An 18,777-nucleotide genomic window follows, 5' to 3' on the forward strand; every position below is an offset into this window, starting at 1 on the left:
CGGCGAGTCTAGGGGGTGTCTCCTGTTAACGGCAGGTAAAGGCCGTGAGCGGCGCCATGGCGGTGCGAGCGGCGATGGGGTGTGATCCTGCGCACAGTCCCCCTCTCTCTGGTGCCTACAGGGTCGCCTATTCCAGACCCAACTCGTCCTTGAGCGCCTTGAGATAGCGGCGGCTGACCGGCACCCTGGCGCCACTCGGGGTGACTATCTGGGCCAGCTGGTTCTCCAGCAGCTGGATCTCGAAGATGGCTTCGGGCGCCACCAGATACTGACGGTGGCAGCGCAGCAGCGGGGTCTTCTCTTCCAGGGACTTCAAGGTGAGCTGGGTGTGGAACTGCTCACCCTGGCAGGCGACATGCACGCCGCCGAGATCCGAGAAGGCAAATTCCACCTGCTCGATGGGCAGCAGCCGCACCCGATTGTGCAGATAACCGGGAATGTGGCGAATGCTGGGGGCCAGCATGGTCACGGGCTGCGGGCTGAGATCGTGCCTCAGCCTACTCAGCGTCTTGGCAAGACGGACGGGCTCCACCGGTTTGAGCAGGTAGTCGAAGGCGTTCTCCTCGAACGCCTGGATGGCGTAATCATCGAACGCGGTGACAAACACGATGCGGGGCAGGGGGTCCAGCATGGCGACTAGCGCCATGCCACTGAGCTTGGGCATCTGGATGTCGAGAAACACCACATCCGGCTTGAGGGTCTGGATGAGGGGAAGCGCCTCGATGGCGTTGGCGGCCAAGCCCAGGATCTTGATGTCGGGCTTGGGGGCGAGCAGCTCGGCCAGCTCCTCGCGGGCATAGGGTTCATCATCGACGATGAGGATGCGGATCATCTTGTCTCCTTGAAAGGGTGCGCGGGCGGCTTGGGAAGGGTGAAGCTGACTCGGGTCCACTGCTCAGGCTCGCACGCGACCTGGATGCCGAAGGCGTCGCCAAAGGCGCTCTTGAGGCGCTTGTCCACTATGCCAAGACCGAGCCCGTCCCCGGCATTGCCCGCCTGCCAGGCGCCGGCGTTGTCTTCCACGCACAGGATGACCCGATCCGCCGTCTCCTCGGCGAAGAGGCGGATTTGGCCCTGTTCCAGCAGGGAGCAGATGCCGTGCTTGATGGCATTTTCGATGAGGGGCTGGAGGGTGAAGCTTGGCAGCGTCAGTGCGCCCAGATGGGGCTGTATCTCGTTGACCACGGTCAGCCGCTCACCGAAACGGGCCTGCTCAATCTCCAGATAGGATTGGCAGTGCTCAAGTTCTTCTTGCAGGGTGGCGAGATCGTCTTGGCGCTTGAGGTTCTTGCGAAAGAAGCGGGAGAGGTGCAGCAGCAGCTGGCGGGCCCGCTCCGGGTCTCGCCTCGTGATGGCGCTGATGGTGTTGAGGGTGTTGAACAGGAAGTGGGGGTTGATCTGGGCCTGGATCAGTTTGAGCTCAGACTGCACCAGCAGCCGCTGCTGCTGCTCCAGTTGCCCGCTCAGCAACTGCTGTGACAACAGGTTGGCGATCCCTTCCCCCAGCGTGTGGTTGATCTTGAGAAACAGCCGTTTCTTGGGCTCATAGAGCTTGATGGTACCGATGACGCCCTTGTCCCCCTGCAGCGGGATCACCAGCACGGAGCCGAGCTGGCAGGAGGGGGAGATGCTGCAGCGATAGGGCTGGCGGTTGCCGTCGGCAAACAGCACCTTGTTCTGGGCGATGGCTTGCAGCGTGATGGCGGAGGTGATGGGGGTACCCGGCTTGTGGTGCTCCTCACCCGTGCCGATGAAGGCGAGGATCTTGTCGGTGTCCGTGATGGCGACGGCGCCGACCCCTGTCTCCTCCTGCACTATGTGAGCAATCTTCTGGCTCGCATCACGGGTGAAGCCCTGGGTCATGATGCCGACGGTGCGATTGGCGATGGTGAGCGCCTTGGCAGAGAAGACCCGGGAGAACTTCTCGTACATCTGTTGCTGGTCTCGGATCATGCTGATGAAGAGGGCCGCGCCGCAGGAGTTGGCCAGGATCATGGGGGTGGCTATGGTACGCACCAGTTGCAGGGCATGCTCAAACGGATTAGCGACCAGCAGTATGATGAGCATCTGTAATATCTCGGCATAGAGGGTGGTGAAGAAGGCAATTCTCGGTTTGAACAGATCTTCCACCCGGTTGGCCCGCATCAACCGCCAGTGCACCAGACCCCCCAGCAGCCCCTCGCAGGTGGTGGAGATGGCGCAGGCGAGATCGGTAAAGCCACCCAGGGTATAGCGATGCAGGCCGCCGGTCAGGCCCACTAGAAACCCGACCAGCGGTCCTCCCAGCAGGCCTCCCAGCACGGCGCCGACGGCGCGGGTGTTGGCGATGGCGTCATCGATATCGAGTCCCACATAAGTGCCGAGGATGCAGAAGCAGGAGAAGATGACGTATATCAGGATCTTGTGGGGCAGCCGGACCGAGTAGTTGGCGAGGGGGCGCAGCAGCGGGCTCTTGGAAAACAAATAAGCGATGACCAGGCTGACGCTCATCTGCTGGAGCAGGGAGAGGACTAACTGCATAAAAAACGTTCCTTTAAAACCACACCAACGGTGACGCCGACACGACGTTTTGTGATCAGGATCTTGTTTCGCCTGGTGCCAGGGCCGGGTTGCGGGAGGCAGTTTGCCAGAATGGAAAATTAAAACCATATAAAATCAGTACGTTAAATTGATATTTGTGTAACTGACCCTGGCTTGATATTGCTGGTGGGTGCATGAATGTATCCGCTGGATACGCCACACGGAGGTGGCATGCTCCGCCCAGCCCCTGGCTGGGCGTTTTTTATCCAGCCTCAATAGCGGACGGTTTCGAGGGGGTTCTGGTAATTATTCAGGTTTGTCCAATGAGTTATCCCCAGCTTCTGGGGATAAGTTTTACCCTAGCAGTGCTGAGGCCATAAGGCTTTGCGGTGTTCTTCATAACGCATGATGGCTCCTTGTACCGAGGATTGTACCTAAATGCGTTCCCAAAGCTCATACCTTATCAGACGAAACCAGACCTATTACCTCAAGGTGACGGTTCCAAAGTCTGTCCAACATTTAACCGCAAGAAGAGAGGTTGTGAAGTCACTTGGGACTGACTCCCTGAGTGAATCCCGTGATAAAGTCATGGGTAAATGGCCATTGATAAAAAAATTAAAAGCGATGAATCCAAGGAACACGACAACTCATGTTTTGCAGGAACTCTTTGAGGAACTTACCGATTTTGACAACATCGCCCTTCATGGTCGTTACCAGTACGAACCGGATACAGGTACGGTAGACCCGTATCTGGCTGCCCATATCGGTCAGTTGGGAGCCATAGAGGGCTTGATTGAGGGTGGTGCAGCCAGAAGCACAGACGATGATTTTTGGTTCACTGACGTGAGACCGGACTACTCGAACAAGAAGCAGCACATGCTTTTTGAAGAGCTCTATTCCTTCTTGTTGGACATGCGCATCAAGAAGATGATTACTGGTACTCATAGGGAACAGCTCAGGGAAGGCAGAAGGCTTCTGGAAGAAATGCTTGAAGAAGTCAATGAGGCAAAACCAGCTTACTTGTTGTCGCAAGCTTGGACAAAATTCGTTGAAGCCAATCAGGAAAAATGGGTCAAGGGCAAAAGGGAGGAAGATGCCCAAAAAGTGCTGAGCGATTGGAACGGTGATTTCAAATGGATGATGTTGAGGCTGGGTGACATTCCCGTCGAGGAGGTAACTTCAAAGATGGTGAAGGGGATGTTGGGCTTCTATGAATCCAGACCTGATACAAGGTTTACCTGCGAGAAGGCGGGGTCTGCGTATAAGCGTATACCGATAGAGGATGTTTACACACTGATAGTTAATGGTGATATACCGGAAGAGCATGAAATAGGGGGGAATACCCTGATGCGATTCCATAAGGCAATCAAAGACTTCTTCGAGTGGTTAGTGGATGAAGATGAGGATGCTGGTATCGCCACGAATCCAGCCATTGGATTTAGTTTCAAATTTAAAGAATCTGATACCCGCACCAAGTTCTCTAACGAAGAGGTTAGACAGTTTGAAGCTTTTGCATTGGCGCAGAAGGAACCATGGAAAAAATGGGTCATTCTTCTTGCTATCTATACAGGTGCACGACTTGGTGATATCAAAAAGATAATGTCCCATGATGCCAAGGCGGAGCTTTTGGAAGATTCAAGTGTTAAATACTACCGAATCAAGCATGGAAAGACCAAAGCTGCGATTAGAAATATCCCCATACACAAGAAGTTGTTAGATTATGGCCTTTTGAATGCTCTGGAAAAACCGATGCTCACAAGTCACGTTAGTAACTACTTCCCTCGTTGGCGCGAGAGTCTTGGTATCCCAGATTCAGATATCAATGATTACAACAGAACCTTCCACTCTTTCAGGCACTCTTTCAAATCGCAGGCGGCTACTACGATTAAGGACTCAAGAATCGAGGATGCTTTGATGGGTCACGAATCCAGCGGGAGTGCGGGTGATAAAGTGTACCTGACATATAATATATCCGTACTGAAAGAAGCGATTGATAAAGTTCATTATGATTGATATGGGTTTTTAAGGTGCTAAGGATATGATTGGTTAGTTAATTTAATGAGGGATGGTTGGTATGAAGTTTATTGGAATTTTATCGTTGCTGGTTGTGAGTTTATTTATGTCTGGTTGTGGTCCGTCAATTGATGCGTTGAGTGAGACTGTGCGCAATTCAATGCAGCAACAATTTGATACAAATGAGCAGTTTAAATCTTATGGACTGAAGGCCGAAAAGGTCACGCTGATTCACGAACAAGATAAAAAATACAAAGGAGCTGCATCGGTTGTACTTAATGGTAAGGCGCATGAAGTGATAATTTCGGTTACTGCCGATGGCAATAACGTTATCTGGGAGGCGCCTCCAGGCTCCTTCATGTTCATAGCTCAGATTGAAATGCAAAAAATATTAAATTCTTCTCAAGAAGATGTAAGTTTGACTCAAGCTGAACAAGCTGAATTTGACAGGCAGGTTGCAGTTGAAATGGAGAAGATTAGGGAGCAAGCCAAAATTGAGTATGAAAAAAATATGAAAGAGCTCATGGGCAAATAATAGCCAATACAATCCTGATTAGGGGGTTCTGATGGGCGAGGGATTTGCAGTCGTGCGGGTGGGCCGATATAGCGTTGGTGGTTGGTGGTTGGTGGTTGGTGGTAGCAGGCCGTTGCAGGAGGGGTAAAGAGGATAATCAAAACCATTAGCACCAATGGCAGGGCTTGGGAAAGCCAAAGTTACCTGTGGTGCGGGACGTATAGCAAACAAGTAACACCATTGTTTTTAATGAACAGAAATCTTTTAAAAACAATGATTTAATTGTACTTAATTGTTCTTTGGCCTTTTCTCGGGATTGGCTGCACGGGGAGAGGTTTGACAAGGTTTTGAAGGGGTTGGGGGTGCTGTATCAATCCAGCCCTCCTTTGTCACCCAGTTCCTGTAGGATGCGCTGCAAGGGCTTTCGAGATGCGCAGTAGCCAGCCCCACTAGGATTGATTGGAAATCGTTACAAGGGTCGTCATGAGTCGAATTATGGTTGTAATCTGGTCTGCTCTGCTGGTGGTTGGAGCTGTCGAAGCAAACGAAGGGAAAACAAGCCACTACTGCTCTTTTGGTGAAGGGGTCGAGAAGGTTATCACCCTGAAGAACAACACCCTGACCTCTTTGACTGCTGCGAGGGATATGTGCCCTGAGTATGTAGTGACAGAAACCAAAAGGGATGAAGAAACTTACTGCAAATTGGAGCTGAAGAAGGTTGTCAAAGTGTTCAATCACGAATATGGATGTGTTTACAAATGACACCCTTGTGTTTTTGAATCTGCTTCCTCTTTCGGCATCGGCAGGAACAAGTTTTAGCGTCATATCTAGTTGCGGTGAAGAGCTTTAAACATATCTCACAAGGTAGTTGGTAGATCATTATCAATACCCCTTGCTCAGGTGAATGTTGTACCGCTCTAGGAGTTGCTTAGATATGACACCCTCTTCTTGGTCTGTTACATCACTCATGGTTAGCCCCTTTTTTGACAGGGCCTGCTCCAGCCCCCACAGAGACACGTTGGAGTTAGCGTCACTCTTGAGAGTAATCACTTCTTCCAATCTGGCCTTGTGAAGGTCTAGCAACTGACCGCAGAGCCTTTGCACCCTAGATTCTTGTCGGTGAATATCTCGCAATCCTTGATAAACAATATCGGTTAGATTCATCCCCCTTTCCCCTTCTTGATAGCGAAACTGACGGTTGTAATCCCTCGAACGGAACTGTTACCTACGGAGAGGTCGACTGTGTAGGTCTTCAGGAACGCTGGTAGGTGTTGTAGCAAACTGTTCGTACTGTAGAATCTGGCAACCAATCGCTTGGCTGTCGGGATGGCTAATTCACTGCTCATTGGTACATCGTAGGTTTGGAATTCTTCCATATGGATATGTCCATATTAATAAATGTGATGGAAATAGATAAAAATAAAGAGCCCGAAGTAGGGCCCTCTATGAGGTATAAAGGAGTAAGATATACGCTGTTACGATGGTGATAACGGAAGTATCACCGAAAGGCTTAATGACTGCCTTGTAAATTCACTAGAATCTAGTTGGTAGTGAACTTACAGGGGAGTATGGGTTCCTTTATCTGTTCACCCTATCTGGGTTCATTTCTTCTTTATAATAGGTTCCTTGTAGGCATCTTGTAATAAAGAAGTAGACAGAAGAAAATAGAGATAGGTACTTTGTAAGTGCCTTATGGAATTTTATAATGTTTAACGAAAGAAGCATTAACATAAAGAAGAACAAGAAATAGTGATTCGAATAAATCATTTTGCTTGCTTTGGTTTACTAGCTTTACTTCATGTGTTCTGTTAAGTGTTTTTAACAATCTAGTAGAATCAAGCAAAGCACTAATATAGTTACTCCTAAAATCATACTTCACAATATATTTATAGCATATAAATTCACGTTTGTCAATAACCAAACAACTATGCCGATGGCAAAGTGTTGTTTTGTATGAATATTTAATTTTTGACTTTATGTGATTTTCTGCTAGGAAGTGCGTGAATATGTCACACATAACCCCCGATTAAGTGTCTAGGTGCTTGGCACCTACTAGCACCCCCTCTGGAAAGAATCCAGAATCTCCTGCTGGGTAATCACCCTTCTATAGCTGTGCAGAAAGGCTCCTGTGGCCTCCTGTGTTGAATTCCCATCGATTGCTAATACCTACGCAGCCAAATCAACACGAAATGGCGCACAGAGCTTCCTATGCGATACTAGGAGGGGTTTGTCACGTTGCTACCACGGAGGCTTTCAGAACGGTCTCATAGGTAAGTGTCTTAGCTGGTGGACTGGTATCATCAATCGTTCGTTTTGGGATACCACTTGAGGGTATCTGCTTTTGGTGTCATCAAAATAGACCTTGACATAAAAGATACCAGAGCATGTTAATGATACCATTAAAAGATACCTAAAGGGTTCCCATCATGTCCCGTACTTTTGTTTATGCCCGTGTAAGTACCGAAGACCAGACCACCAGCAATCAACGTATCGAAGCTGAAGCCCGTGGCTACAAAGTACCGGATAATCGCTTTATCAGTGAGGTTGTCAGTGGTGGGGTAGCTGCCATGGCTCGCCCTGAGTTCGTCAGCCTTGTTAACCACAAGTTGGAGACTGGGGACACGTTAGTAGTCACCAAAATTGACCGTCTTGGAAGAGATAACATTGACGTCCAAACCACTATCAAGTCCCTCATGGCGCAAGGCATCAAGGTGGTTTCTTTGGACTTACCTAGCAATGACCTTTCGAGTGCAGAAGGGCAACTGGTGTTGCAGATGTTCACTGCTTTTGCTGAGTTCGAAAAGTCCCGTATTGCAGAGCGTACACAAGCTGGCCTTGAACGTGCCAAGGCAGAAGGGAAGAAACTAGGACGTCCCGAGGCTGTAGAAACCACCAAGAAAGTGCAGGAGCTGAAGGCGGGAGGTTTCTCTCAGAGTAAAGTGGCTGAGAGGTTGGGGGTTACAGTCATCACTGTTAAGCGTCACTGGAACAAGATTGTATGAATAAGGCATGGGCCGTGTTAATGGTCTTTACTGTCTGGCTCTGCTGGGGCAACTAGTCAGTTTGGGCGGGTGGTTGGTCATCTCTGGGGGTTGTGTGAGGGAGCTTTGGACTGGTACCCCTAATTAGTCGTTTGTTGATTCTGGGAGGGGATGCTGCTGAGTGTTTAAAGAATTATATTGACTCTGCCAATTTTTTCATCTATCGAATGAAGCATTGAGAATCATCCATTAATCTAGGGTGAAAATTATGGATAAACCCTTGCATTTAGTGCTCGCCCATCGCTGGGAACTAAAGAAGGTATTTCATGCTGATGTGAAACTTATTGGGTTTTCAAGGAAGGAAAAAGAACAGCTAGAGAAATATGGTGCCTGGATGCAGGCTCTAGCTTCCGGATTACTTCAACCCTACACCCAAGAACAGCAACGATTTATTGATGTGACCAAGGAGATTGAAGTGCCTATTAGTGCCCTCGAAACTCTCTGGGTTAAATATGTTCATTCAGTAAATATGCACAAGCAGTCTGAAACAAAGAAAATAATGGGTATGGTGAGCAAAGGGATTCTGTCATATGAGCAACTACAAGCAATAGTGGATAATTTCAGTAAGTTTTCATTCTCTGATGATGAAAAGAAGAAGATACAAAACCAAATGAAATGTGAGCGTGAGCTTTTACAATTAGACAATACTAAGGTGCGGGTCCTTTCAATTTATAGAGGGAGTGTTGAGTAACATTTTCTTCTTGCCATCAGAAATATCATAACTTGGTTAGTCATCAAGGGGCGGCTGGTAGGTCTTTTAATTATCTGTAAGCGAAAAGAGGCATGACTTCACACTTTGATGTTGTGATGGGGCCGGATAGGCCCCTAAGCTACAGCAGCGTTTAAACCAGAGTTGTGCCAACATTTTATCGGCTAGTGTGGCGATGGCAGCCTTAAGCTTTCAACATACTCCAAGGCTAACGAGTCTCTATCTCCGAAGTATTTCCCTGCTTTCTCGACTAGCCATACCTCATGGAAATGCCTGCGGAAATCATCCAAAAGCTCGACCGGATATAACTTGGCCTGAACAACTCTGCCATCGGGATATTCGTGGTCATACATTGGGAAGTTGTTAGGTTCTATACCTTTGTTTTCTCTCAGCCATTTACAGAAAAGCTTTCCCTCAGAAATGTCGGGCACTAAATTCTCAGGCAGGGTATAACCAGCCTCTTCTAAGGGCGCGATTAAGTTAAGGGTAATCTCATTCAGCATTGAAAAATGGGTATAAGGAATCTTGCCTCTGTTCCTTGTGTATCGCGCAAGGTGGGCAGGTAGTGCTCCAGTCGCCTTGTAGCCAGTTCGTCTATAAATAAACTCTTTTAATGACTGGGTAGCTAGGTTTCTGTAGTTCTCTCTCGCCACATCAGCGTCTGAGCGGCTTTCGAATGCGTAATACTCAAGGATAGCCATGCAGTAATCTGCTGAGATGGCATGTTGAGTAATACCTCTTACCTTGATTGCACGATGTAAGTCCCCTGTTGGGTCTCCACCACTGCGCTGGATGATTTGGCTTATAGCTTGGCCGCGAGGCAAAAAGCGCTGGTTCTGCCAATCACTAACTAGTGTGATGATGTTACTGCGAGCAGTACCGCAGACGAACGCTAATCCGCTTGCTGTCAGGTAAGGGGTGCCATCACTCATAACACCCATTTCAAATCCATCAGCCTCCGACTGGTGTTTAACTGGTACCAGAGGCATCGTCATCTGTTCGCGCATTTATTCCCTTTCCTGCTACTGATTGAGTAGTGATTATAACATTAGAGTGGTTGTTTTTTGGTCCCCACATCACGGATTACGGCAGATTACTTTTGCTGGGGTATGGGATGCGATAGTGGCCTTACCGATTCGTATTGGCACTACTGGAGCAGTAGGTGGGGTAGGGTGTACCTAGTCTTGTACCTAACGTTGCCAGACGCAAAGAAAGGCGCTAGTGTTCATGCGGGTTGCGTTATGAACCGCCTTTAACATTTCACCAGCTTCTGGGGATAACTCAGAAGGCGAAATAGTAACAGAAGCGCCGGGTCAGGTTGAAAAACAGCCGCTGCCCTTCGTCCAGCTCCTCCTGCTTGATGCAGGCCGTAATGCTCCTCTCATCTTCCCGCAGATCGATCATGGGCACCCCTTCCGGGCGCTGCGCCTTGCTGTAGGGCTGCACCTTGGGTTTGAGGGGCATGGTGGGCTCGGTGGAGAGGACCAGCGCCACCGAGTCATCGTCCAGACGCACCAGGGAGCCGGGCGGATAGACTCCCAGCACCTTTATCAACAATCTGACCAGATCTTGATCGAATTTCTTCTGGGACAACTTGTAGAGCTGACCTATGGCCTGGCTCGGCGCCGCCGGGTTGGTGCTGCTGCGCGGGTGCAGCAGCTCGTCATAGTAATCCACCAGACCGATGAGACGGGCGAGGGGCGGGATCTCACCGCCCTTGATGCCCAGCGGATAGCCGCTGCCGTCGAGCCGTTCGTGGTGCAGGTGGGCAACCTCGCGGATCCTGGGCTCGAACGCCTGCAGCTGATTGAGCATCTCCAGCCCGTATTGAGGGTGCATGTTGAGGAAGTTGAGTTCGGCCTTGCTAAGCTCCCCCCGTTTCTGGGTGATCTGGCTCGGGATCCTGAGCTCGCCTATGTCGTGCAGCAGGCCGGAAAGGCCAGCCTCCTCAATTTCGATGGGGCTCATGCCCAGCTCACGGGCCATCAGCATGGCGATGAAGGCCACGTTCAGGCTGTGCTGCAGCAAGATATCCGTGTGCTGGCTGCGGATCAGGTGCAGCCCGAGCGGCCCCTGATGGGCGGCGAGGCGGGCGGCTGCGTTACGCACAATCTGCGCCGTGTTGGCCAGCCCCTCGTCCGGCTTGAGATTGAGGGCGCCCAAGGCGTCGCGTAGTTCGGACATGGACTGGCCGAATGCCTTGTCGGCGGCGCGCAGGGAGCGGCGAAATGCCTTCTCGTCGAATAACGCGAGTTCGGGGAGTTGTTCGTCTTGGGCGGGGTGAGCCGGGTGCGAGGGCTCGGGTTCGGCATGGAGCAGGGGCTCGAGGGGCAGATCGCTGCGAGCCGGATCCACCATCAATAGTGTGAGATCGAGGTGGCGGAGGATGTCGAGTTGTTGCTGGTCGCGGATCTTGAAGGCATTGAACATGAAAGGGTGGCTGGTCCATCCCGTGGGGAGATGAATGTAATGACCGACTCTTAATTGCTCGATGGAGGCTTGGATCAGCGCCATAGACTCGCTCTTGTGTCGTGTTTGCCTACCAACAAGCTAGCAAAATTAAGCAGATAGACAAATAAAAAAGCCCGCGCATCTGCGCGGGCTTTTGACATCAGGGCTGGTTATCAGGCCTTGGATTTTTTCTTGCTGTCTACCTTGGCTTCAGCTTTGGCGGCAACCGGCGCGGCGGCAGGTGCTTCCTCGGTGAAGGGACGGCCATAGTAGGTGTCCATCAGTATGGCTTTGAGCTCGGTGATCAGCGGGTAGCGCGGGTTGGCGCCGGTGCACTGGTCATCGAAGGCTTCCAGGGCCAGCTGGTCAACCTTGGCCAGGAAGTCAGCCTCGTTCACACCGGCTTCGCGGATGGAGGCCGGGATGCCCAGGGTGGCTTTGAGCTCATCCAACCAGGTCAGCAGCTTCTCGATCTTGGCCGCGGTACGGTCGCTTGCCGCGGTCAGACCCAGGTGGTCAGCCACTTCGGCGTAACGACGACGAGCCTGCGGACGGTCGTACTGGGAGAACGCAGTCTGCTTGGTCGGGTTGTCGTTCGCGTTGTAGCGGATGACGTTGCTGATCAGCAGGGCGTTGGCCAGGCCGTGCGGGATGTGGAACTCTGCACCCAGCTTGTGCGCCATGGAGTGGCAGACACCCAGGAAGGCGTTGGCAAACGCGATACCGGCGATGGTGGCCGCATTGTGCACCTTCTCGCGGGCAACCGGGTCGTTGGCACCATTCTGGTAGCTGGACGGCAGGTATTCCTTCAGCAGTTTCAGGGCTTGCAGCGCCTGACCGTCGGAGTACTCGTTGGCCAGTACGGAAACATAGGCTTCCATGGCGTGGGTGACCGCATCGATACCACCGAAGGCACACAGGGACTTGGGCATGCCCATGACCAGGTTGGCGTCGACGATGGCCATGTTCGGGGTCAGCTCGTAGTCGGCCAGCGGGTACTTCATGCCGGTGGCGTCGTCGGTCACGACCGCGAACGGAGTCACTTCAGAACCGGTACCGGACGTGGTGGTGATACAGACCAGTTCGGCCTTCACGCCCATTTTCGGGAACTTGTAGATACGCTTGCGGATGTCCATGAAGCGCATGGCGAGGTCTTCGAACGCAGTGTCCGGGTGCTCGTACATGACCCACATGATCTTGGCCGCATCCATGGGTGAACCACCGCCGAGGGCGACAATCACGTCCGGCTTGAAGGAGTTTGCCATCTCGGCGCCCTTGCGTACCACGGACAGAGTCGGGTCGGCTTCTACTTCGTAGAACACTTCCACTTCCATGTTCAGCTTCTTGAGCAGACGCACCACTTCGTCGGCATAGCCGTTGTTGAACAGGAAACGGTCGGTCACAACCAGGGCGCGCTTCTTGCCTTCCAGATCGCCGAGAGCAATCGGCAGGGAGCCACGACGGAAGTAGATGGATTTCGGAAGTTTGTGCCACAGCATATTTTCTGCCCGTTTTGCGACTGTCTTCTTGTTGATCAAGTGCTTGGGACCTACGTTCTCGGAGATGGAGTTACCACTCCAGGAGCCGCAACCCAAAGTCAGAGACGGGGCGAGCGCGAAGTTGTACAGGTCACCGATACCACCCTGAGTGGACGGGGTGTTGATCAGGATACGGGCGGTCTTCATCTTGTCGCCGAAGTACTTGATGCGGTCGGCGTTGCGATCCTGGTCGGTGTACAGACCTGAGGTGTGGCCGATACCACCGATGTTGACCATGTCACAGGCCATTTCGACGGCTTCTTCGAAGTTCTTGGCACGGAACATACCCAGGGTCGGGGAGAGCTTCTCGTGAGCGAACTCGTCTTCCGCGCACAGCTCCAGACCTTCACCGATGAGGATCTTGGTGGTAGCCGGTACGGTCACGCCTGCCATGGCGGCGATCTTGGTCGCGGGCTGGCCCACGATGTCGGCGTTCAGGGCGCCGTTGATCAGCAGCACTTTACGTACCTTGTCGGCTTCGTCCTTGGACAGAATGTAGCCGGCGTGGGTCGCGAAACGCTCTTTGACCTGGTTGTAGATGGAGTCAACCACGATGACCGCCTGCTCGGACGCACAGACAACGCCGTTATCGAAGGTCTTGGACATCAGGATGGAGGCCACGGCGCGCTTCACATCGGCGGTTTCGTCGATGACGATGGGCACGTTACCGGCACCCACACCGATGGCAGGCTTGCCTGAGGAGTAAGCGGCTTTCACCATGCCCGGGCCACCGGTGGCCAGGATCAGGTTGATGTCGTCGTGCTTCATCAGCGCGTTGGACAGCTCAACGGACGGTTGATCGATCCAGCCGATGATATTCTTCGGCGCACCGGCGGCAATGGCGGCATCCAGTACCAGCTTGGCAGCGGTATTGGTGGAGTTCTTGGCGCGGGGGTGCGGGGAGAAGATGATGGCGTTACGGGTCTTCAGGGAGATGAGGGCCTTGAAGATGGCGGTAGAAGTCGGGTTGGTGGTCGGAACGATACCGCAGATGATGCCTACCGGCTCGGCGATGGTGATGGTGCCCATCTCGTCGTCCTGGCTCAGGATGCCGCAGGTCTTCTCATCTTTATAAGCGTTATAGATGTATTCGGAGGCGAAGTGGTTCTTGATAACCTTGTCTTCGATGATACCCATACCGGATTCGGCCACGGCCATCTGGGCCAGGGGGATACGGGCGTTGCTGGCGGCCAGGGCGGCGGCACGGAAAACCTTGTCTACCTGCTCTTGCGAGAAGCTGGCGAATTCACGCTGTGCTTCTTTGACGCGGGCAACCAGTGCATCCAGTTCAGCCAAATTGGTTACTGCCATGTTTATCTCCTGATGATTTGAAAACTGTTTAGTAAGACCTTGGCAATGCCCGGCAATTATAGCCGCCCTGTCAAGGATAGAATCACCATAACGGGGTATTTACATGTCTTAGTAAACTGCTTTCTGACTCGATTATGAGCGGGGTTGCGCCAGAAAAACTTGATCTGGATCATATGTAACAAAAGAACAAAAGAAATTTTGTTTCACAGATGTAGGGCAGCAGTGGCTGGCGGCGGTCCACATCCGAGGTCCGGGCACTCAGTCGTGCTTTCAGCTTATTTTATTATTTATATTTCATGTGGTTATCGATTAATTGCCGACGAGGTCCCAAGCTGAGTCTGACCCACATAGTGGGATGGACAGCCTCCTGAATGGGTCGCCAGCCCCTAGTACAAGGCCTTTCCCCACAGTAGAGAGGGGAAAAATCGTGTTCTTTTTATTCAAAACTGCCGTCCCCCATCAGCGTTGGGGCCGCGATGACGAGAGTTGGCATCGTTTGATGCCGTAACGTTTTCGGCAGCCCGGCAACGTTAGCGACTAACAAGGCTGGCATCTGGGTAGTAAGGAGGAGTCACCTTCCCATCATGGGGTTCGGCAGCTGCGACCAGCCTCCATCTTTATGAGCAGCGGCAAGCGTCAGGAAGATGAGGTCTTGGCAGAAATGGCGGAGACAGCGGCAAGTCATCAAGAATATGGGGCTTGGCAGAGATGACAGGAGCAGCGGCAGGCCATCAGCAAGAGAAGACAAAGTAAGAAAGGGCAGGGGCCAGGTTACGCGGCAGGGACTCCGGGCGCGGGCCAGCCACAGATAGTGAATACCTTGTTATGGCCTCCCGTTCCCATCCATGAAAGGGCATTTTGGTGAAGGGAAATATCGCAGGAATCGCTATGGGCAGAATAACGCGCTAGCGAGGTGCATCAATATGTTAATTTACCCGACTGGTTATTAACAACTCGATATGTTGCCATTTGTCGATCCATTAGAGGAACTAACTGAAAAGCCACGGAAAGGGTGAGATTATTTGATTGGTGAAGGGAAAAGTCATGGTGTAAATTTACGCACAGTTTGATGGGGATGGCCCCCGTGGCCCGATTTGGTTCTGGATGGCGCTTATGGCAGCAATTGACTTCTCTTTATACCTGAAATTTTTCGTTGGCCTGTTTGCGATCATTAACCCCTTGGGTTTGTTGCCTGTGTTCGTCAGCCTGACCGGCCACATGCAGCCGGACGAGCGGCGCAAGACCAACACCACGGCCCACATCGCCGTGATGGTCATCCTGATGGTCTCCATGTGCATGGGGCAGCTGATCCTGGATGGCTTTGGCATCTCGCTCGCCTCGTTTCGCATCGCAGGTGGCTCGCTCATCACCTTGATCGCCTGGTCCATGCTGCAAGGCAAGCTGGGGGAGGTGAAGCACAACAAACAGGAGAAGGGCGAACTGGCGGCGCGTGAATCCATTGCCGTGGTGCCCCTGGCCCTGCCGCTGATGGCGGGCCCTGGCGCCATCTCTTCCTCTATCGTCTACGCCAGCCAGAAGACCCTGCCCCAGCTGTTCGGCATGTTCCTGGTGGTGATGGCGTTTGCCTACTGCTCCTGGCTCATCTTCCGCGCCGCCCCCTTGCTGTTCAAGCTGATGGGCAACACAGGCATCAACGTGGTGACCCGGATCATGGGGCTTATCATGATGTCCCTCGGTATCGAGATCATGGTGGCGGGCATCAAGGGTGTCTTTCCCGGATTGATGTGATTCAGGTCTGCTTTGCTGTAGCCGGTCCTCGTGACCGGCTTTTTATTGTTTCTTTTTTGTTAGTCATTTCCTAGAATCGAGCGGCTTTGTACAAAAAACGCCCGTCACATTGTATTTAAATGCTGATAAATGGGTTTAAAGCTGTTTTTTTAACCATTACGAAGCGGTTCCCCTGACGATATCTATTGCATTATCAGAAATCACAGGGAATTATGCTGGCTGCGAGATGTTTATCTCGCGGATGGACAAATGCATGGAATGTTCTTGTTGGAGTATGGAAATGACTCATAAAAAAACAATTATTAATACCCTCTTGGTGGCAGCATTGTTTGGTGGGATGAGCGCGGCGCAAGCTGCCGATGTCCCCGCCGGCACCAAGCTGGCCGATGTTCAGCAACTGGTGAAAGGCAACGGCTCCGAGCCTGCCACATTGGATCCGCATAAAACCGAAGGAACGGTGGAATCCAATATCTTGCGTGACCTGTTCGAAGGTCTCGTCTCTTCCGGCCCCAAGGGTGAAACCCTGCCTGGCGTGGCCGAGTCCTGGGAAACCAAGGACAACAAACACTTCGTGTTCCACCTGCGCAAAGATGCCAAGTGGTCCAACGGGGATCCGGTGACCGCCCATGATTTCGAGTTCGCCTTCAAGCGCGCGGTGGATCCCAAGACTGCCTCTCCTTACTCCTGGTACATGGAAATCCCTACCATAGTCAACGCCACCGAGATCATCGCTGGCAAGAAGCCGTCCGACACCCTGGGTGTGAAGGCGGTGGACGACTACACCTTCGAGGTGCAACTGGAGAAGGCCGTTCCCTATTTCGTCAGCATGCTCTCTCACACCACCACCTACCCGGTGCCGAAGAAGGTGATCGAGAAGTTTGGTGACAAGTGGACCCAGCCCGGCAACATGGTATCCAACGGTGCCTATCAGCTGAAAGACTGGGTGGTCAACGAGCGCGTCGACGTCGAGCGCAACCCCAACTACTGGAACAACGCCAAGACCGTCATCAACAAGGTGACCTACTTGCCCATCCAGTCCACCAACGCCGAGTTGAACCGCTACCTGGCCGGTGAAGTGGACCTCACCTACAACATGCCCATCGAGCGCTTCAAGCAGATGAAGAAAGAGCTGCCAAAAGAGGTGCAGGTCAGCGGCTACGTGGGTACCTACTACTACCAGTACAACTTCAAGCACAAGCCGTTTGACGACGTGCGAGTGCGTACCGCGCTCTCCTATGCCATCGATCGCAACGTGATCGCCGACAAGGTGATGGGCAAGGGTGAAACCCCGGGTTATACCCTGGTCCCTGATTTTGTTGACGGCTTCAAGCCGGTTGCACCGGCCTGGTCCAAGCTGACCCAGGCAGAGCGTGATGCCAAGGCCAAAGAGCTGCTGACCGAAGCCGGTTTCGGCCCGGGCAAGCCGCTCAAGTTCGAACTGCTCTACAACACAGACGACAACCACAAGAAGGTGGCTGTTGCTGTCGCCTCCATGTGGAAGAAGCTCGGCGTGCAGGTGAGCCTGGTGAACCAGGAGTGGAAAACTTACCTGGAAACCAAGAAGCAGGGTGATTTTGACGTGGGTCGCGCCGGCTGGATCGCGGACTACAACGAAGCCTCTTCCATGCTGGATCTGATGCAGACCACTCACGGCAATAACGACGGCAAGTACTCCAACCCTGAATTTGACAAGCTGATGAGCGAGTCACGCAACCAGGTCGATTCGGATGCGCGTAACAAGCTGTATGTCCAGGCCGAAGACATCCTGGCCAAGGACATGCCGATTGCCCCCATCTACCAGTACGTGACCTCCCGTATGGTCAAACCCTATGTGGGCGGCTACCCGGCCAACCCGCTGGATAACCTCTACAGCAAAGACATGTACATCATTGCTCACTGAGTAAAGTAACAAGTCGCATAACAAGCAGGCCCGCCGGATGGCGGGCCTTTAAATTACAACCGCGACCCTTTGGAAGCAGTACAGGACAGGAAATGTCTATGTTGAAATTCATTTTTAAACGTCTACTGGAAGCGATCCCGACCCTGCTGGTCTTGATCACCGTCTCTTTCTTCATGATGCGTTTCGCCCCGGGTAACCCCTTTACCAGCGAACGTTCCCTGCCGCCGGAAGTCTTGGCCAACATCGAGGCCAAATACGGTCTGGACAAGCCCATCGGCGTGCAATATCTGACTTATCTGGGCAACCTGGTCCAAGGCGATCTCGGTCCCTCCTTCAAATACAAGGACTTCACCGTCAACGATCTGGTGAGCCAGGCACTGCCTGTCTCCGCCAAGATCGGCCTGGCCGCCTTCCTGCTGGCGGTGACGCTTGGGGTAACGTTCGGTACCATAGCGGCGCTTAAACAGAACACCGTCATCGATTATCTGTTGATGTCGTCGGCCATGGCCGGGGTGGTGATCCCGGGCTTCGTGCTGGCACCCTTGCTGGTGCTCTTCTTCAGTATCTATCTCGGCTGGTTCCCGGCCGGTGGCTGGCAGGGGGGCGGGGTGCAGTACATGGTATTGCCGGTGTTTGGCATGATGATGTACTACATCTCGGCCATCTCGCGCATCATGCGTGGCAGCATGATCGAGACCATGAACTCCAATTTCATCCGCACCGCCCGCGCCAAGGGCTTGCCTCTGCGTCACATCATCCTCAAACACGCGCTGCGCCCGGCCATGCTGCCGGTGGTTTCCTACCTGGGACCGGCGTTCGTGGGCATCATCACGGGTTCCGTGGTGATCGAGACCATCTTCGGCCTGCCGGGGATTGGTCAGCTGTTCGTCAACGGTGCCCTCAACCGTGATTACTCCATGGTGCTCGGTCTGACCATTCTGGTCGGCGCCCTCACTATCACCTTTAACGCTGTGGTCGACATTCTCTACGCCGTCATCGACCCCAAGATCCGTTACTAAGTCGGGAGTTCA

The 18,777-nt window shown here is 52.6% G+C and carries 14 protein-coding genes; 8 read left to right on the forward strand and 6 right to left on the reverse strand.

Going from position 1 to position 18,777, the window contains the following annotated elements:
* Window positions 1-127: 127 nt before the first annotated feature.
* Both btsR and CUC44_RS10040 read right to left on the reverse strand, forming a co-directional pair.
* Window positions 128-832 (reverse strand): two-component system response regulator BtsR, encoded by a 705-nt coding sequence (gene btsR / locus CUC44_RS10035; RefSeq protein ID WP_100859825.1) that lies wholly within the window; start codon window positions 830-832, stop codon window positions 128-130.
* Window positions 829-2,520 (reverse strand): sensor histidine kinase, encoded by a 1,692-nt coding sequence (locus tag CUC44_RS10040; protein ID WP_100859826.1) that lies wholly within the window; start codon window positions 2,518-2,520, stop codon window positions 829-831. Before CUC44_RS10040 ends, btsR begins: the two co-directional genes overlap by 4 nt.
* Before the next feature lie 438 nt (window positions 2,521-2,958).
* Between CUC44_RS10040 and CUC44_RS10045 the strand changes: the two genes are divergently transcribed.
* The 3 genes from CUC44_RS10045 to CUC44_RS10055 all read left to right on the forward strand — a co-directional run bounded on the left by CUC44_RS10045 (window position 2,959) and on the right by CUC44_RS10055 (window position 5,809).
* Entirely contained in the window at window positions 2,959-4,533 is a 1,575-nt protein-coding gene (locus CUC44_RS10045; protein ID WP_157812766.1) for a DUF6538 domain-containing protein, read from the forward strand.
* Between the two features lie 61 nt (window positions 4,534-4,594).
* The gene (locus CUC44_RS10050) at window positions 4,595-5,068 is read left to right on the forward strand and encodes a hypothetical protein (RefSeq protein ID WP_157812767.1); all 474 of its coding nucleotides are present in this window, start codon (window positions 4,595-4,597) and stop codon (window positions 5,066-5,068) included.
* A 474-nt stretch (window positions 5,069-5,542) separates the two neighbouring features.
* Entirely contained in the window at window positions 5,543-5,809 is a 267-nt protein-coding gene (locus tag CUC44_RS10055) for a hypothetical protein (RefSeq protein ID WP_100859829.1), read from the forward strand.
* A 120-nt stretch (window positions 5,810-5,929) separates the two neighbouring features.
* On the opposite strand, the gene CUC44_RS10060 is transcribed toward CUC44_RS10055, so the two are convergent.
* A complete protein-coding gene (locus CUC44_RS10060; RefSeq protein WP_100859830.1) occupies window positions 5,930-6,211 on the reverse strand; it encodes a hypothetical protein in 282 nt (93 codons plus the stop codon).
* Window positions 6,212-7,473: 1,262 nt separating this feature from the next.
* Between CUC44_RS10060 and CUC44_RS10070 the strand changes: the two genes are divergently transcribed.
* The gene (locus CUC44_RS10070) at window positions 7,474-8,049 is read left to right on the forward strand and encodes a recombinase family protein (protein WP_100859832.1); all 576 of its coding nucleotides are present in this window, start codon (window positions 7,474-7,476) and stop codon (window positions 8,047-8,049) included.
* 247 nt (window positions 8,050-8,296) lie between these two features.
* Window positions 8,297-8,779 (forward strand): DUF413 domain-containing protein, encoded by a 483-nt coding sequence (gene maoP / locus CUC44_RS10075; RefSeq protein ID WP_100859833.1) that lies wholly within the window; start codon window positions 8,297-8,299, stop codon window positions 8,777-8,779.
* Between the two features lie 182 nt (window positions 8,780-8,961).
* Here the strand turns inward: maoP and CUC44_RS10080 are convergent, their stop codons facing one another.
* The 3 genes from CUC44_RS10080 to adhE all read right to left on the reverse strand — a co-directional run bounded on the left by CUC44_RS10080 (window position 8,962) and on the right by adhE (window position 14,097).
* Window positions 8,962-9,804: a BstA C-terminal domain-containing protein gene (locus tag CUC44_RS10080; RefSeq protein WP_100859834.1), complete on the reverse strand. Its 843-nt coding sequence runs from the start codon at window positions 9,802-9,804 to the stop codon at window positions 8,962-8,964.
* Between the two features lie 274 nt (window positions 9,805-10,078).
* On the reverse strand, window positions 10,079-11,311 hold the full coding sequence (locus CUC44_RS10085) for an HD-GYP domain-containing protein (RefSeq protein ID WP_100859835.1): 1,233 nt from the start codon (window positions 11,309-11,311) through the stop codon (window positions 10,079-10,081).
* Window positions 11,312-11,421: 110 nt separating this feature from the next.
* The gene (gene adhE, locus CUC44_RS10090) at window positions 11,422-14,097 is read right to left on the reverse strand and encodes a bifunctional acetaldehyde-CoA/alcohol dehydrogenase (protein ID WP_100859836.1); all 2,676 of its coding nucleotides are present in this window, start codon (window positions 14,095-14,097) and stop codon (window positions 11,422-11,424) included.
* A gap of 1,113 nt (window positions 14,098-15,210) precedes the next feature.
* On the opposite strand from adhE, the gene CUC44_RS10095 reads away from it, so the two are divergent.
* From CUC44_RS10095 to oppB, 3 genes are all read left to right on the forward strand, one after another.
* Entirely contained in the window at window positions 15,211-15,846 is a 636-nt protein-coding gene (locus tag CUC44_RS10095; protein WP_100859837.1) for a YchE family NAAT transporter, read from the forward strand.
* A gap of 280 nt (window positions 15,847-16,126) precedes the next feature.
* Window positions 16,127-17,746, forward strand: coding sequence for an ABC transporter substrate-binding protein (locus CUC44_RS10100; protein ID WP_100859838.1), 1,620 nt, complete (start codon window positions 16,127-16,129; stop codon window positions 17,744-17,746).
* Window positions 17,747-17,844: 98 nt separating this feature from the next.
* Window positions 17,845-18,765, forward strand: coding sequence for an oligopeptide ABC transporter permease OppB (gene oppB / locus CUC44_RS10105; RefSeq protein WP_100859839.1), 921 nt, complete (start codon window positions 17,845-17,847; stop codon window positions 18,763-18,765).
* The last annotated feature ends 12 nt before the right edge of the window (window positions 18,766-18,777 follow it).

It is taken from the genome of Aeromonas lusitana, from assembly GCF_002812985.1.
GTDB classification, from domain to species: domain Bacteria; phylum Pseudomonadota; class Gammaproteobacteria; order Enterobacterales; family Aeromonadaceae; genus Aeromonas; species Aeromonas lusitana.